Source organism: Methanoregula sp. (assembly GCF_050010295.1).
GTDB lineage: Archaea > Halobacteriota > Methanomicrobia > Methanomicrobiales > Methanospirillaceae > Methanoregula.
On sequence record NZ_JBEKLH010000001.1, the window covers coordinates 393413 to 415159 of the forward strand.

At 55.8% G+C, this 21747-nt stretch carries 21 protein-coding genes; 14 read left to right on the plus strand and 7 right to left on the minus strand.

Annotated elements, in window-relative coordinates:
• Positions 1–108: 108 nt before the first annotated feature.
• Positions 109–303: a DUF1858 domain-containing protein gene (locus ABSB80_RS02090; protein ID WP_428367663.1), complete on the minus strand. Its 195-nt coding sequence runs from the start codon at positions 301–303 to the stop codon at positions 109–111.
• A gap of 135 nt (positions 304–438) precedes the next feature.
• Here ABSB80_RS02090 and ABSB80_RS02095 point away from each other — a divergent pair, with 135 nt between their 5' ends.
• Positions 439–1683, plus strand: coding sequence for a nucleotide-binding protein (locus ABSB80_RS02095; RefSeq protein ID WP_428367989.1), 1245 nt, complete (start codon positions 439–441; stop codon positions 1681–1683).
• Positions 1680–2279 (plus strand): RPA family protein, encoded by a 600-nt coding sequence (locus ABSB80_RS02100; RefSeq protein ID WP_428367665.1) that lies wholly within the window; start codon positions 1680–1682, stop codon positions 2277–2279. Before ABSB80_RS02095 ends, ABSB80_RS02100 begins: the two co-directional genes overlap by 4 nt.
• A gap of 650 nt (positions 2280–2929) precedes the next feature.
• On the opposite strand, the gene ribB is transcribed toward ABSB80_RS02100, so the two are convergent.
• Complete coding sequence (gene ribB / locus ABSB80_RS02105) at positions 2930–3616, minus strand: 3,4-dihydroxy-2-butanone-4-phosphate synthase (RefSeq protein WP_428367667.1); 687 nt, start codon at positions 3614–3616, stop codon at positions 2930–2932.
• Positions 3613–4278 carry a DUF120 domain-containing protein gene (locus ABSB80_RS02110; protein ID WP_428367669.1) on the minus strand — a complete coding sequence of 222 codons (666 nt, stop codon included), beginning with the start codon at positions 4276–4278 and terminating at the stop codon, positions 3613–3615. Before ABSB80_RS02110 ends, ribB begins: the two co-directional genes overlap by 4 nt.
• Before the next feature lie 124 nt (positions 4279–4402).
• On the opposite strand from ABSB80_RS02110, the gene ABSB80_RS02115 reads away from it, so the two are divergent.
• The 4 genes from ABSB80_RS02115 to ABSB80_RS02130 are packed head-to-tail and all read left to right on the plus strand — an operon-like array spanning position 4403 to position 7716.
• Positions 4403–5113 carry a helix-turn-helix domain-containing protein gene (locus ABSB80_RS02115; protein ID WP_428367671.1) on the plus strand — a complete coding sequence of 237 codons (711 nt, stop codon included), beginning with the start codon at positions 4403–4405 and terminating at the stop codon, positions 5111–5113.
• The gene (locus ABSB80_RS02120; RefSeq protein WP_428367673.1) at positions 5107–6159 is read left to right on the plus strand and encodes a hydroxymethylglutaryl-CoA synthase; all 1053 of its coding nucleotides are present in this window, start codon (positions 5107–5109) and stop codon (positions 6157–6159) included. The genes ABSB80_RS02115 and ABSB80_RS02120 overlap by 7 nt, the downstream gene beginning before the upstream one ends.
• A complete protein-coding gene (locus ABSB80_RS02125; RefSeq protein ID WP_428367675.1) occupies positions 6156–7322 on the plus strand; it encodes an acetyl-CoA acetyltransferase in 1167 nt (388 codons plus the stop codon). The genes ABSB80_RS02120 and ABSB80_RS02125 overlap by 4 nt, the downstream gene beginning before the upstream one ends.
• A gap of 1 nt (position 7323) precedes the next feature.
• The gene (locus tag ABSB80_RS02130; protein WP_428367677.1) at positions 7324–7716 is read left to right on the plus strand and encodes a Zn-ribbon domain-containing OB-fold protein; all 393 of its coding nucleotides are present in this window, start codon (positions 7324–7326) and stop codon (positions 7714–7716) included.
• A 427-nt stretch (positions 7717–8143) separates the two neighbouring features.
• Here the strand turns inward: ABSB80_RS02130 and ABSB80_RS02135 are convergent, their stop codons facing one another.
• Positions 8144–9061: a class I SAM-dependent methyltransferase gene (locus ABSB80_RS02135; protein WP_428367679.1), complete on the minus strand. Its 918-nt coding sequence runs from the start codon at positions 9059–9061 to the stop codon at positions 8144–8146.
• A 44-nt stretch (positions 9062–9105) separates the two neighbouring features.
• Here ABSB80_RS02135 and hmgA point away from each other — a divergent pair, with 44 nt between their 5' ends.
• Positions 9106–10383, plus strand: a complete 1278-nt coding sequence (gene hmgA / locus ABSB80_RS02140; RefSeq protein ID WP_428367681.1) for a hydroxymethylglutaryl-CoA reductase (NADPH) — start codon at positions 9106–9108, stop codon at positions 10381–10383.
• A gap of 147 nt (positions 10384–10530) precedes the next feature.
• Here the strand turns inward: hmgA and rimI are convergent, their stop codons facing one another.
• On the minus strand, positions 10531–11016 hold the full coding sequence (gene rimI, locus ABSB80_RS02145; protein WP_428367683.1) for a ribosomal protein S18-alanine N-acetyltransferase: 486 nt from the start codon (positions 11014–11016) through the stop codon (positions 10531–10533).
• Positions 11017–11176: 160 nt separating this feature from the next.
• Here rimI and ABSB80_RS02150 point away from each other — a divergent pair, with 160 nt between their 5' ends.
• From ABSB80_RS02150 to ABSB80_RS02180, 7 genes are all read left to right on the plus strand, one after another.
• Positions 11177–12442: a DUF1015 domain-containing protein gene (locus ABSB80_RS02150; RefSeq protein WP_428367685.1), complete on the plus strand. Its 1266-nt coding sequence runs from the start codon at positions 11177–11179 to the stop codon at positions 12440–12442.
• A 48-nt stretch (positions 12443–12490) separates the two neighbouring features.
• Complete coding sequence (gene hisG, locus ABSB80_RS02155) at positions 12491–13363, plus strand: ATP phosphoribosyltransferase (protein WP_428367687.1); 873 nt, start codon at positions 12491–12493, stop codon at positions 13361–13363.
• Positions 13364–13711: 348 nt separating this feature from the next.
• On the plus strand, positions 13712–14842 hold the full coding sequence (locus ABSB80_RS02160; protein ID WP_428367689.1) for a hypothetical protein: 1131 nt from the start codon (positions 13712–13714) through the stop codon (positions 14840–14842).
• On the plus strand, positions 14836–15339 hold the full coding sequence (locus ABSB80_RS02165; RefSeq protein WP_428367691.1) for a DUF7288 family protein: 504 nt from the start codon (positions 14836–14838) through the stop codon (positions 15337–15339). Before ABSB80_RS02160 ends, ABSB80_RS02165 begins: the two co-directional genes overlap by 7 nt.
• Positions 15327–15707 (plus strand): hypothetical protein, encoded by a 381-nt coding sequence (locus ABSB80_RS02170; protein WP_428367693.1) that lies wholly within the window; start codon positions 15327–15329, stop codon positions 15705–15707. The genes ABSB80_RS02165 and ABSB80_RS02170 overlap by 13 nt, the downstream gene beginning before the upstream one ends.
• A gap of 43 nt (positions 15708–15750) precedes the next feature.
• Entirely contained in the window at positions 15751–16146 is a 396-nt protein-coding gene (locus ABSB80_RS02175; protein ID WP_428367695.1) for a hypothetical protein, read from the plus strand.
• Between the two features lie 2 nt (positions 16147–16148).
• Positions 16149–16943: a DUF7289 family protein gene (locus tag ABSB80_RS02180; RefSeq protein WP_428367697.1), complete on the plus strand. Its 795-nt coding sequence runs from the start codon at positions 16149–16151 to the stop codon at positions 16941–16943.
• A 207-nt stretch (positions 16944–17150) separates the two neighbouring features.
• Here ABSB80_RS02180 and ABSB80_RS02185 read toward each other — a convergent pair whose 3' ends face one another.
• Positions 17151–20408 carry an Ig-like domain-containing protein gene (locus tag ABSB80_RS02185; RefSeq protein ID WP_428367699.1) on the minus strand — a complete coding sequence of 1086 codons (3258 nt, stop codon included), beginning with the start codon at positions 20406–20408 and terminating at the stop codon, positions 17151–17153.
• 383 nt (positions 20409–20791) lie between these two features.
• Positions 20792–21706 carry a polyphosphate kinase 2 family protein gene (locus ABSB80_RS02190; protein ID WP_428367701.1) on the minus strand — a complete coding sequence of 305 codons (915 nt, stop codon included), beginning with the start codon at positions 21704–21706 and terminating at the stop codon, positions 20792–20794.
• Positions 21707–21747: the final 41 nt, after the last annotated feature.

Sequence of the window (21747 nt, forward strand, 5' to 3'; positions counted from 1 at the left end):
ATTCACTCTTTGATTCTGTGCGACATCTGGAGCACAGATACAAGAAAAAGGTCAATGTATTCTTCTATTTCGTGCGGTTTTACTGCACGATAAAAAAGAGTGAGCTCTTCACTCTTTGACATCGAGTGCCTTGAGGAGCTCGGGAAGCGGGATGCCGTGTGCCTCTGCTGCTTCCCGTATCGTCTCGCCCCGGGCAATAGCACAGCCGACACAGCCCATGCCGAACTTGAACAGGGCCTCGGTCGCATCGGGTTTTGCCTTGAGAAGATCGTAAATGGTACTGTCTGCGGTAATTTCTGCCATACCGTTCTTAGTCTGCGTAGGGTGAGATAAACTTCACCATAGCGGCGATGCAAAATTCATTCCGACACTTTCACTACACATACTGACCCTATATAGTCAGGATAACACCGCACGAATAACTGGAGATGTATGAGTATGGATTTTTCCGAAGCAGCAGAAAGAATCTCCCGAAAGTTCTCAAAAGACGGACAGCCCGCAGATCCGAAGAAGATCGAGGGCAAGCTCCGCAGGCTTGTACAGGAATTCGGCGTCCAGCCGTCTGAGGCGGAGCGCAGTGTAACGAACGAACTTGCCAAGGAGTACAATGTACCTCTTGCCGGATCCGGTTCTGGTGGCAGGAGCGGGGGCGGGACCGAGGAGAAGACCATCGCCAGGGCAGCGCCCGGCGAGTGGGTGACTTTTGAGGGCAAGGTGGTCGCCCTCTCCGCGCCAGCTTCCCCGGCCATTGCCCAGAGCGGGATCATTGCCGATGAGTCCGGTGCGATCCGTTTCGTTGCATGGGCCAAGGCAAATGCCCCGGCCATGACCGAAGGGTCATGGTACCGGATCGAGTCTGCGGTGGTGGACGAATACAAGGGTGTCCCAAACCTGAAGATCCATTCCGGCACCACAATCAAGGAGATCGGCGAGGACCGGGCACTCATCCCCACACCGGTTCCAATCAAAGATCTTCACCCGGGGATCGGCGGAGTCCGCGCCAAGGTGATCCAGGAATGGGACGCGAGCCATGAGCGTATGCTCCAGTCCGGGCTGCTGGGCGATGAGAGCGGCACGATCAAGTTCGTGATGTGGAAAGAGCCGGGCAAGGAGAAACTCGCCGTTGGCTCCGTGTACAATATCTTCTATGCACAGGTGGACGAGTTCAACGGCAGGCTCTCCCTGAACCTGAACACGGCCACCATCATGCAGGAGGATGCGGACATCCCGGTCAGTGGCGGAGAGTCGGCTGTGCGGGGTTCCATTGTCCATATCGCACCCGGCTCCGGTATTATCAAGCGCTGCCCGGTGGAAGGCTGCAACCGGGCCCTCTCGCGCCAGAACTACTGCCCGGTCCACGAGATCCAGCCGAATTTCGTGTACGACCTCCGGATCAAAGGGTGGCTCGACGATGGTGAGAAGACGCACAACATCCTGCTCCAGCGGGACGTGGTGGAGTCTCTCACCGGCATCGGCCTCGATGCGGCAAAGGAGATCGCGGAGAACAACCCGCTCGGGATGGACGAGGTCTTCCTGCGGATGCGGGATGAGGTGCTCGGGCGTTACGTCATCTGTCACGGGCGGGAGATCGATAACCGCATTCTCGTCAACAAATGCGAACGCGTGAAATTCGAGAGCGGTGAACATGCGGCTTTGCTGAACCGGGCCGGTGGTGCCCCATGAGCGCGAACCCCCGCGATACGGGACGGAAGGAGGGAGCGTTTGAACGCGAACCGGCACGGCGTGTCTTTGCCGGCGAGCTGCGGGAATGCCGTTACCAGTTCAAAGACGGCGAAGACGAGAAGAGCCCGACCTTCGTGCTCCTGCCAACAGGGGAACGGTCCAACCGCATATTTCTTGTCGGGACGCTGACCGAGAAGCAGCGGCAGGGTGAACAGAACATCTTCTACCGGGGCCGTGTGGTCGATCCCACCGGGACCTTCTTCATCATGGCAGGGAGTTACCAGCCGGAAGCGATGCAGCAGCTGGCAAAAGTGGAGGCCCCGGCCTTTGTGGCGGTTATCGGGAAGCCCAACCTGTACCAGAAGCCGGATGGTTCCGTCCTCGTCTCAGTGAGGGTCGAGTCCATCACGGTCGTTGACAAGGACACGCGGGACCTCTGGGTGCTCGACGCTGCCGAATGCACCCTTGACAGGGTTGATGCCTCCAAGGCAGGCACTGCGCCGGATGTTATCAAGGCAAAGGAGCAGTATCCCACCATCGATCCGGCAGTCTTCCGGAAGATGGCCTACGATGCGCTGGCCCAGATCAAGATATAATTTTTGGCTCTGGAGTGATCATTGGAACAATATTCTGACGCTCTTGGGGGCTACGGCATCTGATGCCTCGAAGAACTCTGATGAGTTCTTCTCGTCTTCTGGGTCCTGATAGACCCTTCAGACTCCGCCCCCGCCGCGAGGGCATCCCCCCTTAGTGATAGTCACTCAGAAGGTCATCGAGAAAGTCCTAGAATACGGGAAGAATAAAACGGGGGTCAAGGGGATCCACCCCTTGGGCTGCCTCCCCCTCTGGGGGAGAGAGGGGGTCACCCTCATAGTCTCTTCAATTGGTTAACAAAAAAAGACACTTACAGGATTTCTACAGAGCAAATTTTTTAAATCTCTTTTGTGATAAATTCCGGAAAATCTTTTCGCGATTGGGAAAATGTTCAGAAATTTTTCGATCGCGATCTTTTGGAAAAAATCCGGAACAGGACCGGCAGTCCACGCCGGAGAAAAATTCTGCTGTTAGTTTGTACAACCGATTGTAGGATAATTATCCGAATATCGGTTGGTTAACTTACACCCTCCGATCGCGGATGAAAAATTTTTACCGGACGTTCTTTATCATGATCCCGCCCGGGCATGACCGGATTTATCCGGGATTTTGCAGAAAGGAATCGTAGAGGGTAAGAGTAAAAGGGTCAGCATCAGCAGGTGTTCTTCCTGCCTTTCTCAGCTTCCCACCGCTCCAGCACTTCCGGTCCCTCGATAAACACGAACCCGTGCTTACGGCCATAGAGTTTCGCATCCGCTTTGGAGAGGGCATAGCCGGACTCGTCGTCCAGCATCTCGCAGATCGTGACTGACGGCGTGATGCCCGCCATGTCTGCCATTGCGATCGAGAGCTCGGTCTGGCCCCGCCGCACATCGAGGAGCCCGTCCGCCGCGCGCAGGAGTGCCATGTGGCCCGGGGTCCGGAAGGTCTCGTGGAAGTTCACGCCGCCGCCATTGAGGGCACGCTTGACCTGCTCGGCAATAGCGTTCACGGTCAGCGCCCGGTCCCGGTCGGTGATGCCGGTGAAGGTGTTCCGGTGATTGACCCAGAGCGAGAACGACGAGTGGTTCTTCCGGTCGTAGGGGATGTCGCCCTCACGTTCTGCAACGGCAATTGCCCTGAGGGCGTCGCTCGCGAATGGCAGCCCGAGGCGCTGGGCAGCGATCGGGTGGACAGCCGTACAGATCAGGCCGCCGCCATCCTTGCGCATCCGGACGATATCCTTCGGGGTCACAGCATCCGAGCGGATCGCAAAGTCCGTTTCTCCTTCTCGATCGTCGAAATCGTAGAGAAGGATGAACTTCCCCTCGCGGAGCGCTGCAAGCGCATCATCGATCACTGCCCCACCTCGACGCTCACGTTGTCCGTGTCCCCGACCCCGAGCCTGCGGCGCAATGCGATGGGCGCGATTACTTCGATGATGTCCTCGGGATAATGGGTCCTGCCGGGCACGACTATCCCGCAGGAGATGTCTCCGATCCGGCACGGGAGGCACCGGGCGTCGCCGAAGGTACGGCCGTCGGTCGAGAACCCCTTGATCCTCACCCAGTTGAGGGCATCGATCTTCTTGCGCACCGGGACACTCGCCGGAGAGAGACGGATATTCAGGGTGCCCGGGTACGGGACGAACCCGAGGTGAGTGTTGAACTGCTCTTTGTACGCCGGGAGGCTCATGTAATATTTCCCTTCACCGATGCCGCTGACGACCGTTCCGCTCAGCGTATATCCTTTCGTGTGATCCGAGAAGATCCGGCAGTAGTCCTGGAATTCCTTCCGGAGCTCCTCCTCCCCATGACGGGTCAGGGTGACATGCTGGCCGTCTGCGGCCATCGTCCGGGTTATAAAACCCTGTGTTTCAAGACCTTTCAGCCTGCGCGATGCGGTCTGCTGGCTGATCGCGAGCATCTCGCCGATGCTCTGGGTAGAGACAAAGACCGGCCCCCTGCACCCGCCCCCCAGGGCAATCGCCTTGAGACACTGGAGATCCTCCGCTGGTATCATGCTTATCAAAATTGAGATGCTTATTATTTATGGGTTGCCCTCCGGTCAGACCTCCGTCGTGATTCGTTCACTGTCGAAATCCTGTTCGTTAATTATTTAACATCACGGGTGCATCTTATTGAGCATGAAATCCGGATTGCGGAACCAGCTTGCCGAGAAGATGGCAGGTGAGATCACGCTGTCGGACTCACCGGGACATGCGCTGAAGAAATGGCGCATGAACTTTGAGATCGCCCCCGGCGTCCTGTCGGACCGCCTGGGTGTCTCGCCATCTGTCATCAGCGATTATGAAAGCGGCAGAAGAAAAAGTCCCGGTACTGCCGTAGTCGGCAAGATTGTCGACACGCTCCTTGCCATTGACGAGGAGACCGGCGGTAAACACATCCAGAAATTTTCAACCATGCTCTTTTCGAATGTTGACGATGACGTGATCTACGACCTCCACGAGTACGCGGAACCGGTCCCGCTGAAAGATTTTACTGGCGCGATCGGATGCACGCTGCTCTGCGGGTCTATGGATAAGGTCATCTTCGGCTATACGGTGATAAACAGCCTGAACGCGATCATGCAGCTCTCTTCGGACGAGTTCAACCGCATTTATGGCTGGAGCACGGAGCGGGCGCTGGTCTTCACCAACGTCTCGACCGGAAAATCACCGATGGTCGCGATCCGCGTCACCCCTTTCAAGCCGCGCTGCGTGGTGCTGCAGGGAATTGACGCTGCCGACGTCCACCCGATCGTGGAGAAGATGGCAGAGAAGGACCGCATCACCGTCATGTGTACGGGCATGGATATCGACAAGATCGTGAGTACCCTGAGGGAAAAAGAATGGTAGGCATCATTACCTACGGTGTATATATACCGAGATACCGCATCAAGGTCGAAGAGATCGCACGGGTCTGGGGCGCGAATGCCTCGGACATCTCCGGGGGCCTGGGGGTTTTCGAAAAATCCGTCCCGGATCTTGATGAGGACGCTGCGACCATCGCCGTCGAGGCGGCACGCAATGCACTGCTCCGCAGAAAGGTCAGCCCGGACGAGATTGGTGCTGTGTACGTAGGGAGCGAATCGCATCCCTACGCGGTGAAACCGACCGCGTGTACGGTGGGTGAAGCGATCGGCGCAACACCCAACATGACCGCTGCGGATTACGAGTTTGCCTGCAAGGCGGGTACTGCGGCCATCCAGACCTGTATGGGCCTGGTGAAGAGCAGGATGATCACCTACGGGCTCGCGATTGGCTCCGATGTCTCGCAGGGTGCACCGAGCGATGCCCTTGAGTACACGGCGGCAGCGGGCGGGGCGGCCTTCGTGATCGGGCGTGACGACCCGATCGCGACCATCCACCACACCTGTTCGTTCACGAGCGACACGCCGGACTTCTGGCGCCGCGAGGGGCAGGACTATCCGCGCCACGGCGGCAGGTTCACCGGTGATCCGGGGTACTTCAAGCACGTAGAGGGGGCGAGCAGGCTGCTTTTCCAGCAGACGGGAAAGACTCCGAAGGACTATACCTACGCGGTCTTCCACCAGCCCAACGCGAAGTTCCCGCAGAAGGTGGCAAAGACCCTCGGGTTCAAGCCCGAACAGATCAAGCCGGGGCTTGTTGTCCCTTACCTGGGCAACACCTATTCCGGTGCCTCACCCATCGGCCTTGCGGCCACGCTTGACATCGCAAAACCGGGCGAGACTATCTTTGTCTGCTCGTTCGGGTCGGGTGCCGGGAGCGACGCGTTCGATATCGAAGTGACGGATGCAATCCTGTCGGACACGTTCCGGCGCGATGCCGCACCGGGCGTCGAGCAGCTGCTGAAAAATCCTATCTACCTCGACTATGCACGGTATGCGAAACACAAGGGAAAGATCGTGATGCAATCATGAGAGACGTAGCAGTTATCGGGGCGGGTTGTACCACGTTCGGTGAGAAATGGGAGAGCTCGTTCCGCGACCTCTTTGTCGAGGCCGGGGCCCTTGCGCTCGAGGATGCCCAGCTCTCAGGCGAGAAGATAGACGCAATGTATGTCGGTAATATGAGTGCGGGCCGCTTCATCGAGCAGGAGCACATCGGTGCCCTGATCGCGGACTATGCCGGTCTGACCACCAACCATATCGCCTCGACCCGTGTCGAAGCTGCCTGTGCTTCCGGCGGGCTCGCCTTCCGGCAGGCGGTGATCGCGGTCGCAAGCGGCATGGAAGACATCGTGGTGGCAGCGGGAGTCGAGAAGATGACCGATGTCGAGCCCGGTGCAAGCACCGATGCCCTTACCGGTGCAGCGGACCGCGAGTGGGAAGGGTTTGTCGGGGCAACGTTCCCGGGGCTTTACGCGATGATCGCCCAGGACTACATGCACCGCTACCCCCTGACCCGCGAGCAGCTCGCACAGGTCGCGGTGAAGAATCACTTCAATGGGGCACGCAACCCGATCGCCCAGTTCCAGCAGGAGATCACGCTCGAGACCGTGCTGAAGTCCACCATGGTTGCCGAACCGCTCCGGCTCTTCGACTGCTCGCCCATTACTGATGGGGCGGCAGCCGTCATCGTCGCACCGCTCGAACGGGCACGGGAGTTCACCGACACGCCGATCAAGGTGCTGGCCACGGCACAGGCAAGCGACTCCATCGCGCTCCATGACCGGCGCGATATCTCGACTCTGGACGCAACCGTTGCCGCAGGGCAGAGGGCCTTCAGGATGGCGAAGCTGACGCACAAGGACATCGACATGGTGGAAGTCCACGACTGCTTCTCGATCGCGGAGATCTGTGCAATCGAGGACCTCGGGTTCTGCAGGAAAGGAACGGCAGGGAAGTTCACCGCTGACGGCGAGACCGCGCTTGGCGGGAAGATCCCGGTCAACACGAGCGGCGGGCTCAAGGCCTGCGGCCACCCGGTCGGCGCGACCGGTATCAAGCAGGTGTACGAGATCGTCCAGCAGCTCCGCGGCGATGCAGGCAGGCGCCAGATCGAAGGCGCAAAGGTCGGCATGACCCACAACGTTGGCGGCACCGGTGCAACGGTTGCTGTACATATCCTCGGGAGGGTATAACATGACCGTCGCACGATTCTGGAGAAAGATCCCGCAGCGGTACAACCTGGTCGGTACGAAGTGTGAGACCTGTGGGCGGCACTTCTTCCCCCCGAGGACATTCTGCCCCGACTGCCGCAGGACCGGGAAGATCGTGGATCACAAGTTCTCCGGGAAGGGGACCGTGGTGACCTATACCATCATCCAGACAGCCCCCGACCAGTTCGCCTCCCCCGGGCCGTACGTGCTCGCCATCATCAAGCTCGACGAAGGCCCCCGGATGACGACCCAGATCATCTGCGACCCGAAAGATGCGAAGATCGGCATGAAGGTCAGGGGCGTATTCCGCCGGATCGCCACGGATGGCGAGAGCGGCATCATCCACTATGGCACGAAGTTCGTACCGGTGGAGTAAACCTTTTTTTATCGCTGAAGGCCCGGGGTGCCCCAGGATTTTTCCGGCCGATGTGCCCGCGAACAGGTCTCCTGTCCAGACGCTCCCGATCACGATCTCTGACAGGGGAACTCAGTGATAAGCCACCGCCCAACAGGAGTGGGGACTTCTCCGTCGTGAGTCTCTCTCCCAGGAGAGGTGACCCCGTATCCGCTTCGAAGAACTCTGACGAGTTCTTCTCATCCTCATGGTTCTGATGAACCATTCGGACTTCGTCCCCGTCGCGTGGGCTCCCCCAATAGCGAGAGTTCGGACAAAAGGTAATGAGTAGCGCAAAACCCGGCGAGCATCAGTCGTCGCACAGCGAGGACTGATTTGAGAAGCCATCAGGCTTCGAGGCGTTTTGCGCGTCGGAAATCACAATCTCACACTGAGATACCACATATGATCACTCGTTTTTTACTTCGATATCATACACCGCGTGCCACTGCCCTGGCGAGTACGACCGCACTACCCGCTCTGCGAGAATCTCCCCGCCAAGTTCCCGGATCCTGGCCGCATGCTCCCCTTCCTGCGACACCAGCGAGTAGAAATGAATGGTTCCACCGGGCCGGCAGAGCAGAAACGCTTCCGGCAAAAATTCCGTGCCGGCAAGGGGCAGGTTCATCACGATCCGGTCGAACTTCCATGGCAGGATACCGCCCAGCCGCCGTGCATCTGCGAGCATCGGGAGTACATTCTTTATCCGGTTCTGTGCGACATTCTCCAGCATCAGCCCGATCGCCTTCGGATTGAGATCTGAAGCCACAACAAGGGACGCGGCCTTTGCCAGCGTGATCGCAAACGGCCCGACACCGGCGAACATATCGAGGATTGTTTCTCCCCTCTGCACCTTGGCAAGGATGCGCTGGCGCTCGGTGGAGAGCCGGGCGGAGAAATAGGCACCGGCAAAGTCAACCGCGAACCGGTGCCCGTGCTCGGTTATCTCTGTCCGGGTGGTCGGCATTCCCGCAAGTACCGTGAACTCGCGGGTGCGGTACTCACCGCTCACCTCACCTCTGGCAAAGACCACCGTGTGGAGCGAAGGGCGCGATGCAAGCAGTTTCTCCGCTCCCTCGGGGTCCTTTTCCTGCATGATCGCGATCCCACCTACCAGTTCGTGGCGGGGAAGAGGTTCACGGTCTGGATGCGCCTCGAACTCACACCATTCCGCACTTTCGCGGTTTTCGAGGACTGGCAGAATGAGCGATTCTCCGTCCCGCAGCACCCTGAGCGAGGCGTCGAGCGCGCCCTCGCGAATCAGCGCCTGCCGCATCTCCTCCCCTTTCCGTGCCGGCACCCGGATGCCCCACTGTGAGACCGTCATCCTGACCACGTGTATCATAACAGTATACGTGCTAACCATTATTCATGGCTGATGATGCGGAGCGCCGCTCTGGAGCTGGCAGCGGTGCAAAGTCAGGTCACGACAGGGACAGGGATACTACCATACTCACCCGGCTCAAAGACGGGTCGCTCAAGCTCTACGAGCTGGAGAAGGAACTCTCTCCGATCGACGCGATCCGCGTACGTCGGGAGTTCATGGAACAGGAGACCGGGACACCGCTTGAGAATATCGGCATCTTCTCGATCGACGTCGACCGCGTCGTAAAGCGGAACTGCGAGAACATGATCGGGACCGTGCAGGTGCCGGTAGGGGTCGCCGGGCCGGTGATTGTGAACGGCGGGTATGCGTCCGGCCGGTTTTACCTGCCGCTTGCGACGACTGAAGGAGCGCTCGTCGCATCGGTGAACCGGGGGTGCAGCGCCATCTCAAAAGCCGGGGGCGCCGAAGTGCGCATCCTGCACGACGGGATGACGCGGGCACCGGTCTTTGCCGCGGACAGTGTCGGCCACGCAGCTCAGGTCTGTGACTGGGTCACCGTCCACCGCGATGAACTCAGGGTCGCGGCCGAGAGCACCACCTCTCACGGGAAAATGACCGGTATCGTCACCTTTGTCGCAGGGACGAGCGTCTTCGTGCGGCTCGAGTTCGATACCAAGGATGCGATGGGCATGAACATGGTCACGATCGCGAGCGCGAAGGTTGCCGACCTGATCGCACAGGGGACCGGTGTGCGCCTCATCGCCCTCTCGGGAAACATGTGTACCGATAAGAAACCTGCGGCTATCAACGGCATCCTGGGCCGGGGGCGGAGCGTCGTGGCCGGCGTCTCACTCACCCACGAGCTTATCAGCCAGGTCTTCAAAACAGATGCCAGGACCCTCTTTGAAGTGAATTACCGCAAGAACTTCGTCGGCTCAGCCCGGGCCGGCTCCATGGGGTTCAATGCCCATGCCGTAAATGTCGTGGCCGCGATGTTTATCGCCTGCGGGCAGGACGCTGCCCATGCCATTGACGGCAGCACCTGCATAACCACCGTCGACCTCACCGATACAGGTGTGTACGTCGCTGTCACCCTCCCCTCCCTACCGGTCGGTACAGTCGGGGGAGGGACCGGTGTCGAAACACAGGCGGAGTGTCTGAAGCTGCTCGGCGTTGCCGGCAGCGGGACCCCGCCTGGCACCAATGCAAAGAAACTGGCCGAGATCATCGGCGCGGCAGTCCTTGCCGGGGAACTTTCCCTCCTGGGTGCGCTGGCCGCCCAGCACCTCGCCCGCGCCCACCAGCAGCTGGGGCGGGGATAACGTTTTTAGTGGAAAATCTCTCCAGGCCTTTCAGGGATTGAATATAATCCCTGTCAGTGTAAACCACGGCAAGGTGTTTTGCGTGTATAAGGCAATCAGGATTGGAGGAAGAATGATGCCCGGGTATTCCGGGTCAATTGGCCTGTCTCAGAACCTGAACCATTTCATCATGACGAGGGCATCTTCCCCATTGGCGTAATAGTGCTCGATCCCGAAGACTTCCCGGTAACCGAGACTGCGGTAGAATCTCTGCGCTGCCGTGTTGGAAACCCGCACTTCAAGCTGGATACCGGTTGCCAGTTCCAGCGCAAACTGGTGCTCGACCCGCCGCACGAGCAGCTTCCCCACTCCCCCGCGACGGTACCGGGGGCTGACGCCAAGATTGCAGAGGTGCCCGTAGATGTTCTCCCCGGTATCTTCGAGTCCGCCCACGACAAAACCTGCCACCATCCCGTCGCAGACTGCGACAAAATACGTGGTGGGGTAGTAGGCGAGCGCTTCAAGGAACACGGACTGCTCCCAGGGATCGATGAAGGAGTCCTTCTCTATCGCCACGATTGCCGCAATGTCTGAAGGAACTGCCCGCCGGATCTGCGGCAGGGAATAGGTTGCAAGGTCGTGGGGTCGTATCATCGGGGTCTCCTCAGCAGTACCACTCATGAGCGCCCGGGAATCATAGTATTTGTCCTGCAGGAAGCCGGGTCCGGTAGGGGTTTCAGGTCTTTGGCTATATATGGGATCACGCCCAACTATGAGAGCAAGTCAGCTTCTCCCTGGCGGGGCAGGGTCTGGTATGGTGAAGATCTATCGTTTTGCAGGAGTGCGGCCCGAACCATCTGCCGCATCGGAGATCGCGGCAGTCCCGTACGATGTCGTGACTGCGGATGAGGCTCGTGCAATCATTGTCAGAAACCCGCAGAGCTTCCTGCGCGTGAGCAGATCGGACGCGGAACTCCCCGACCTCTCTCCCCATGACGAGCGTGTGTACCAGCGGGCGCGCGACAATTTCCTGGCGCTGGAACACGACGGACGCATAAACAAAGATCCTATCCCCGGCATGTACATCTACCGTGTGCAGCAGGACGGCGACACATTTCTCGGGCTCTGCTGCTGCCTGGATGTGGAGGATTACCGGAACAACATTATCCGCAGGCACGAATTGACGCGGTATGACAAGGAAGAAGACAGGACCCGGCATATCGAAGCCACAAGGACACACAACGGCCCGGTCGTGCTGCTCTACCGGAACCATGATGATATCTTCTCGTTCATCGAATCGCAGGTCGCAGCCGCGGACGGCCCCGTGGCCGAAGTGCGGACCGGTCAGGGAGCACTCCACCAGGTGTTCCGGATTACGGATGACAAGGTACTCACCCGGCTCGAACGTCAGTTCTCAGCATTGCCATTCCTGTATATTGCGGACGGGCACCACCGGGCAAAAGCAGCAGTCAACGTTGCCGACCGCATTCTCGCTGCCGGGGGGACACCGGACGACGAGGCCTGTCGGTTCATGGGGGTCATCTTTGCCCACGACCGCGTAAAGATCCATGGCTACAGCCGGTTGCTTCTGGACCTTGGCCCGCTTACGCACGAGTCATTTGTAATGGAACTGAAAAAATATTTTGAGATCCGGCCCTATGGCGCGGTCAAGGGCAGCGGGTACAACATCCCGCCGAAGATCAAACGTCCGGAGCACTACCATGTCATGCATATGTACCTTGCCGGCCAATGGTACGAATGCACCCGGTCACTGGAGAAAGGGGCGGCACCGCTCGATCTCCTGGACGTGGCCGTCCTCCAGAAATACGTCCTTGAGGGGATACTCGGCATCACCGATCCCCGCGGGGATGCCCGCCTCCAGTACCTCGGAGGGGCGAGGCCGGTCGCTGATCTCGAAAGACTTGTGGATAAGGGGGAATGTGTGCTCGCGTTTGCGATGCAGCCGGTCAGGGTCGGGACGGTCCTTTCCATTGCCGACGCCGGTGGCGTAATGCCCCCGAAGTCGACCTGGTTCGAGCCCAAGCTCCTGAGCGGGCTGGTCATCCATACGTTCGGGTGACCCGCCTACCTATTCCTTTAACGTTTTTTACGGAGAATATTTTACGGTATGATCACCATCGCACTTCCCAAGGGCAGCCTCGAGGCCCAGACACTCCAGCTCTTCAGGGAGGCGGACCTCGAGGTCAGGCGCACGGACCGCGATTACAACCCCCGCATCGCTGACAGCCGCATCGGCAAGATCAAGATCCTCCGCCCGCAGGAGATCCCGACCTACGTGGAAAAAGGGTATTTTGACCTTGGCATCTCCGGGCTCGACTGGGTACACGAGACCGGGTCCGATGTTGTGGAAGTGGCCGACCTTTCGTACAGCAAGACCGGCGAAGGGAACGTCAAGATCGTCGTGGCGGTCCACCGCGACGAGCCGGTCGACGATGTCAGCCGGATCCGCCCGGACAGCCGGGTTACGACGGAATACCCGGAACTCACGAGAAAGTTTTTTGAGCGGCTGAACATCCCCGTCCAGCTCTTCCACTCGTACGGGGCATCGGAGGCGAAAGTGCCCGACCTGATGGATGTGGTCGTCGACCTCACCGAAACGGGGACAACGCTGCGCAAGAACGGGCTCAAGATCATCGGCCAGATCATGGAGTCCCACACGGTCATTATTGCCAACAGGGAGAGCTGGGCAGATCCCGGGAAGCGCCGGGAGATCGAGGAGATAAAGACCCTGCTCTTCGGTGTGATTGAAGCGAGACACAAGGTGCTCCTGACCATGAACGTACCGACCCATGCCATGGAGCGCCTGATCGCCGCGCTGCCGGCCATGAAAAAACCCACGATAAGCCGGCTGCACGGCATTGATTATTACAGCATCCAGACCGTAGTCCAGAAAAATGCGGTCAACCAGCTCATCCCCAGGCTCAAGGAGTGCGGGGCAGAAGATATCCTCGAGATCCCAATCTCAAAGATCGTACCCTGATACCTGGATACCGCTGACCCGGTTCCCTTTTTTCCATCGGTACTTACACAACAACTTCCGGTTGTGCAGAAGCCAGCTTCACGCGATCGTTTTGCAATACCCCAGGAAAATGCATAAGCGGCACCGAATCTCCATTCCGATTCGAAATCCAAACCAAATTATTTTCCCATGTCAGGTTCATATTGCTGTAAGGACGCCCATGCACATACGAACATCTCCGTTTCCGTCCGACAACCTGATGGCGACAGAGATCGATGCAAAAAAACCGGGGTGCATTCCATGTGTCAGCTCCTGAACGAGCCCCGTTCATGGCAAAAACCTTCATCTGACAGATGCAATCGTCTCTCCGTGAGAGAGGATGCAAATCTTTCCCTTGATTTCCTGGTAGGCTTTACGGTATTTATCGTAGCCTTCATTTACGTGGCAACCCTCATACCCGGCCTCCTGCTTGATATCCAGAATAAGAATATTGATTATAGCGGCGTTGCTTACCGTACAGGAGTCATCCTTACCGAAGACCCCGGATCCCCGAGCTCGTGGGAGAGCCAGGCAATGTATTCTGATTACTTCATCAATACCAATAACATCCGGTTGGGCCTCGCGGTCTCCAAAGATACGCCGAATGTACTGTCCATCCAGAAAATAAACCGGTTTTATTGCAGTACTACCTTTAACTCACCGCAGGAATACCTCTCACGGGTGATATTTGGCGACTATCCCTATATGTTTAATATCTCGCTGCAGATAACCGGTGAGAATGCGACACGGTCGGTTGGCGAAATAATTCCTGATGAGTACGGCTACATCCGCAGGGTTGTGAAAGTGAAGGGCTCCAGTAATGTTACCATTGGAAAATCACTCATCGGCAATGCGAATCTGAATTTGATCTCCACGGATAACGTGACTACGCATCCGTTCACCGTGCTTTTCAACTCCACCGACCTGCTTGCCAATACGTCAAATCCTGCGTGTAATAACCCGTTGTATCAGATCAACCTCTGGCAGGATCAGATGATGATCAACCTGACCGATCTGCATCAGACGATGGGGAATTCCACCTACACAAATGCCAGCCTTGTCAGCGTGACCATCCTCAGGGCACAGCAGTCCCAGCCGTACCCGAACCCGTCAATCGCCACCGTTGAGATATTCGACAGTACCAACCCGCCGGGGGGGGTTCCGCCGTTGTTCCTGTACGTGGATGGAAATTCCACACCCGCGTCAACGCTTCCGGTCAACGTTGCTGATAACGTCTCCCTCATCCTCTCGCCGGGATTCTTCTACAATATGGGCTATAATACCAACAATCAACTGGATCAGCAGACCCAGTTATATGTAAAATATACTTTTAATCTCACTCAGCCTGATCATTACCTGAACAACACGGTACCCGGCCCATTTGGTCCATTCCCGTATACCTATTCTGACGTCACACCGTCGACATTCCGCGACGGTGTCCTGGAGATTGCCGTATGGTAGATGACCGGGGGCAACTCTACACGATCGAAGGTTTCGCCGCCGCGATTATTATGGTTTTCACCGTCCTCCTCGTCCTCGGTTCAACAACGGTATATACTCCGGGCGATTCCCACATCAGCGACCTCCAGCTGGAACAACTCGGACACGATGTCCTGTGGACCATGAGCGTCCCGCCAGCCCCTGATGCACCAAGCCCCCTTCAGCAGGATATCGGGGGGTATCAGCCCGCTGCATTCAACGCATCGTTCATGAACGGAATCAATAACAAGACCGGGTCTGAGATCGATACGCTCCAGTACAGCGCTTCGGTCACCTGCCGTGATGCCGGCAACAACATCATCCAGACTCCCTTTATTTCTTCCCGGAACCTGACCGGAGGGGAGCATGCGGTGAGGGTGACTGAGTGGGTCCTGGTCAAGCAGACATGCCCCCCCTTTGAAGTGGGACCGGAGACTCCACACGCAATGCTGGTAGAGGTGCTTCTATGGCGGGAATGAGTGACGATGCCCAGTGGATCATCCTCATGGGGTTCATAGTCAGTTTCAGCCTGTTTTTCCTGGCAACGGTAATCGACCAGTCGACCCTGGTAGGCCAGACAACGGCAGAAAATGTGCAGGACTTTGGAAAGAGCGATATCCGCGACATCCGGGCGGTAATCATCGATGCGGTTTATACTGATCCCGGCGATTTTAATTCCCCCCCCGGAGTCAGTCAGAGCATCCAGACAGACATCCGGACAATTTCCCTTGCGCGGAAAGGTGCGGTAGTGAATTATTCAAGTTCATTGAATAATCCTTACACGATCATCCAGATTCACTATAATAATGGAGTGACCGTTTACAATGAGACCTGGACATCCCCCTGATTGGAACTCTGAAAGCGGAGTTGCAACCCTGATAGAATACGTCATGATAACAGGCGTCTTCATGGTCCTCTTCGTTGTGATGCTCCTGCTGGTCAATGCAAATATCATGGAGAACCCGGCCAACACCCTCCGGTATTATGCGTTTACTGATATCGGGAACGGGATCTCCACAGAGATCGTCGATGTCTATAGTGTTGCTCCCCAGAACGGGACCATATCGACAAAATTCAGTATTCCGCAGGATGTTGCCGGAGAAGCCTACTCGGTAGATATCGAACCGAGCATCAACCGGAATGATCAGGATGTTATCGTATGGCGGAATTCCATATCGAGCAATACCAGCCTGAGCGGTATTATGCTGTCAGATCAGGGAACCGTTATCGGAAATACAACAAACCAAGGGATAAACATGATCTCCTATGATTCAGGAGGGTTTTAATAATGTTCGCGCGCGAAAGCAATCCGTGGTCTGATGCCGGTGTTTCGGAATCGGTCGGGTTCATGATTATTTTTACGATCATTATCACGGGGATCGCGCTCGTCACCCTGTACGGCTATCCTGTGCTCCTGCAACAGCAGTCGAGTGCAAACGAGCAGGTGATGGAGAAGAATATGATCGTCGTGCAGAATGACCTCAAAAGTCTCTCGTACAGCATGGATCCGTACTCCGAGACTTCTCTGAGCATCGGCGGGGGAACCCTGTTCGTGTACAATGAATCCTACAGCATCAGCCCCGCCAATTTCACTGTCGCGTGTCATAATGGCGGTAGTATCTTTACTCCGCTTCCTCCGAACTCTACGGGAAAGATAGAGTACAAATCTCTCGATGCACAGACAGATATCGCGCTGGAAAACGGTGCCGTTGTGCTGCGCATGACTACTATCAACGGCTCGGCAATGCTTGCCGCGCCCCGGTGGTTCTATGATGGTCCGACCAACACTGCCGCGATATACCTGATCAGCTTTACTACGGCTACCCCCATGGCACGATCGGGTATCGGCACGGTCTCGATGGAGCGCGGGTATTCCAATTATTCATCTGTCCAGATTCCTAACGGATATGTCTGCACGGTGAGTTATACTCCGGATTCGACCGATGATTATAGTGTAGCATGGAATAATTATTTCGCAAACAACATGGGTCTGCCCGTGTATGCGCCGGGTGTATACCAACTGCTCACCGGGCCGGGTCAGATCGTCATCTACCAGGATACTATTGAGGTAAAATCTGTATAGTCTGAAAGAAAACCCCTCTCACTCGCAGCACGGTCTCCGGGGTGTTTTTTAAGCCGCCTGGGGTGAACCGGAACATCCTGTCGCAGAAGAAAATTGCTGTCTGGCGGATACGCATCGCTCCTCTTTTCTATTTTTCTTTGTATTTCGTGAATTTTCGGAAAGGAATTAATCCCGGATAATACGGTCAATACTTTTTTTAAGAGAGATTCATTGCAGCTTGATGTAGGCTTTTCCTGAGGTTTTGACCTGTATGTCACTCGCGGTTTCAGAAACTGCACTGAGCGCATCATTCGCCTGGGCAAGGACACAGACATAATAGGTTCCCGCGGGCAGGGTTCGGACATCAAGACTCGAAGACTCGCTCGATTCACCCGGTGGTATACCCGTCTGCTGGTTAAAGAGTACCCATGGCGATGCCCCGCATGTCTGCGGTTGCTGATAAACTGTCGAGTAATAGAGGCGTTCCATGGCAGTCTGTGCGCCCGGGTAGGTGGTATTCCATTGCAACGGCACGAAATCGGTAATTATTCCTGACTGGGTCACCTGGAAAGAAGAGAGCAGGATTGACTGTGTGGTCACGCCGGTATTGGTAAGATTATTGACCGCAGTGATATATGCAGGAGGGAGAGTCATCGAACTCGTCCCATTATTGAATGTGAGGGTTGACGGGTTGCCGAACAGCTGGATGCTGCCTGCCTGTGTTACATTGAGCTCGAATACTGCCTGCCAGGTCTGGCCGAGATTTATGGTCCCGATGGTGAAGTTCAGTTGCTGGTTGAGATTCCATTGACCGGACTGATCCGTGTTATTCTTTACTCCGTCCTGCCAGGTTATATCTGTAGAACCGGGATTCGCAGCTACATACCTGAAGACCTGGGCGCCCGGCACCGTTACACCGCTGACGTTCACATTCTGGAAATTCAAATTCATCTGGGTGTTCACGCCAGCCGCGGTCTGCAAATTTCCGGCAATCTTGGAGTAGATCTGTGCAAGCGTGGCCGCGTCAGGAGCATTTGCATAGAATCCCCCGGTTGCCCCCGCCAGTACTTGCATATCAGAAATTGCCTGCGAATCGAATGAATTATAGTAGGATATCGTATAGATCCGGATATTGTTGTTAGCGGCGAATACGGACATGTTCTGGGCGGTAGATTGCTCATCGGGAGCTGTATAATACCCGGAAGAAGGACTCGGCGTTGATGAGGGAATGTTTACAGTTGTTGTAACCGGGCCCGGATTAGAACCCGTAACTGTGATATAATTCGACTGTATAATTTGATTGTTTCCGGCAGTGTTGGTCACGGTTTCGGTAACTGTGTAAGAATGTGTTGACTTGTGTTGTGCATAGGTATGTACTGGATTCTGGAGGTTTGATGTCCCGCCATCTCCGAAATTCCAGCTCCACGATGTCGGGGTACCGGTTGATTCGTCCGTAAAATTGACCTGGAGATTTGTTTTGGTCGTATTACCGATAAAATTAGCCACCAGGGCCGGGTTGAGAGCGCCACCCAACCCATTGTAATACAGGTATTTTTGGGGTTCAAGGGCATTCGTGCTGTAACCGGTGTATCCGGAGGGCGGCGCAGGGTAATAGCCGGTCCCCCTGCCAAGGAAATTGCCCAGCCAGTTATAATCCCCATCCGTCAGGAGAATAACCGCCCGCACCGCTTTCGGGTTGGGATTGGGATTACTGTTGAGCAATGCGATAGACTGGTAGAGCCCGTCCCGTGTCCCTGTAGCTCCATTCGCCTTCAAATTATTGATCGCAGTATTAAGAGTTACAGAATTGGTTGTGAGTGGTGAATTGACGGTGGTATCGATATTCTGCCCGCTATCATCACCGGAAAATGAGACAACGGCGATCCTGTCATTCGACGCATTTATCATGGAGACAAAATTTTTTGCACCGGTTTGTGCATTTGATAGCTCTGTCGGGCAATTTCGCGTCTGCCCTGGCGCGCACATCGAGTCGCCCATACTCCCGGATCGATCGATAAGGAGGACGGCATCGATCGGATTCGGCGTGAGTGCCCACCCGTCCCCGGTCAGTTTAACGGTCACCGTGACCGTTCCATTTACCGGGATCGTTGGTGGGGAGACGCTCGTGAAGGCACTGAGATAGGGATAGTTTTTCCAGGTCAGAAGTACGCTTTGCTGCATGCCATTCCAGGTTGCAGTGACAGGACAGGTTCCGGTAGCTGTTGGATTATAATACATCAGCGAAGCGTTGGTTGAGAAACCACCCGGGATAAACTGGACGATGGCATTTCCGTTGCTATCTGTCACGGCACTGGTGGCGGTAAGTCTCGGTGCAGAAGTCACAATGTCATGGATATTGTCATATGAGGGGGTGCCAAGACTGAATGTCACCGTCTGACCGGCGACAGGGTTGCCCATCACGTCCATGACCTGTGCCGTTATATTCGCCGCCATATTGCTATTCGCATCCAGACTGGGCATTATCTGAGGATCTGCAGTGAGCACCCAGTTCACTGGTGCCGTACTGTAAAATGTCACTGTCTCACTACAGGTGACGGAGGAATTCGCGAATGCCGTAGCCGTAAGGGTGACATTTTCAGCAGTGCCCTGCGGACCGTACGTCAACCCTATCTGACCAACCTGATTTGATGTCAGATTCGGATAATAATCGCCTGAACTTGTCTGAACGGATATATTCTGGCCAATGGTAGGGTTACCATATTTGTCATACAGAACGTATTCAACGGAAACGGTATGGGCCATATCTGCCGGCACGTCCGGGGGACTCGGGCTTGTAGTCTGGCCGATCGATGCAGGAACACCATTGGAAATGCCAAGAATGGATGGATATTCATCCGGGATAGCACCAAATGTTTGCAGGTGGATATTGTTCTGTCCCGCAATGTAATCGAGCAGAACTTTCACCGATAGTCCTCCCTGTCCATTCAGCTGCTGGGTGGTACCGGTTACGTAGGCTCCGTTAATATCAAAGGCCGCGCTCCCAGAGACAGAACCAATCTGGAGTGAGACGGTGTCGGGATCCGCAGGATTGCGGTGATCGATAACGTTGCCCCACTGGTCAGTATAGGAGACATTGAACCAGGTTTCGGTGCCGACGGATGCCTGAGGTGGCGATGTCACCGTCCAGTAAAACGGGACATCGTGATCGATCTGTTGAACGTAAACGAGATTTGTGATGTTGCCATTGTAATTCAATGCTGCCTTGATTGTAGCGCTGCCGCTTATTTTATTGACGCTGAATGTGGTTGACACCTGGCCATTAGAATTAGTATTGCTGCTTGATGGACTGACTGTCCCCATGCCAGTAGAATTTGGATCCAGGGAGAAGGTTACCGGTATCCCGACTTGATGTACGCCATTCGAATCCACGGCTGTAACCGTGATTGTTGACTGGGAATTCCCGTTTGCTATTACCCATGTTTGCGTAGAGGTGATGGTCGAATTGGCGAGATCATTTGCCGCCACGGGGGCTATAAGAAGATACAGACAGAGAATACCGATGATTGCGAAAAATATTCGCATGGCCAGCCTCTGAACAGGGGATTACATTTTAAAATATAAATATTTATGCTTTTTAAAAAAACAGATTTTTCACGCTCGTTCTCCAAATAAAGATATAATCTGGGGGTATTATAGAGGGTTGTACTTTTTTTAAAGAGGAGTCATATATATCCAGGATCTTCCATGGACGCATACAGATGCGCGTCCACTTGGAACGGCGGTACACTGGCAACACGTCCTAAGATCATGAAATATTTTTATTTCCCTCCGCAACGCGGGGATCCCCGGGAATTGTTCGCAGACGGCAATTCAGACTTCATAAGTTAAAAATGAAGAATAACGTATGACTATTCTGTTTCAAGTTCTTTTTTGGCTGCCAGGATCTGTTTCAGCTGCTCTGCGGATATTTTCGGGCTGCTGAGGTCGAGGCCGCCGATCGCCGACACTATCACCTCCGCGACGAAGGTCCGGGCCGCCCACTTGTAATCAGCAGGAACGACGAACCATGGCGCATAATCAGTGGACGTTGCAGATAACATCTCCTCATAGACTTTCGTATACTGGTCCCAGAACTGCCGTTCGGCAAGATCTGCGGTCGAGAACTTCCAGTACTTCTCCTTGTTGTTCAGCCTGTCGAGAAGGCGTCGTTTCTGTTCGTCTTTTGAAATGTTGAGGAAAAACTTGAGAATGAGCGTCCCGTTCCGGACAAGGTGCTTTTCAAAGGCATTGATATCCTTGAACCGGCCGGTCCAGAAACCATCGCTGCCCGGCCCGAGCTTTCCGGGGAGTGTCTCTACGCGTTCCGGGTGGACTCTCACCACCAGCACGTCTTCGTAGTACGAACGGTTGAATATGCCGATCATCCCGCGCTCGGGCAGCACCCGGGAGTAGCGCCAGAGAAAATCATGGGCATGGTCCTCAAGACATGGGACCTTGAAGCTGTGGACCGAGCAGCCCTGCGGGTTTACACCGGACATCACGTGCCGTATCGTGCCGTCCTTTCCCGCCGAATCCATCCCCTGCAGAACGATCAGCATCCCATATTCCTGGGAGGCGGCGAGGAGTTCCTGGGCTTCTGCAAGTGCAGCCCGGTCTTTTTCGAGCATCTCTTCAAGCAGGCCCTTTGCTTTTCCATCACTTGTCGTTTTGAGCGTCTCATGCCGGACCCAGCCCGTATCGTATTTTTTCAGCCGCACGTTTTTCCCCGGCTCGACCATGAACTTCCTGAGATAGTCCTTCACTTTCGGCCCTCTGAGTTCCATTCTTTTCACCGTCGTGCTCTCACTGACAAACTTCGCCCCCC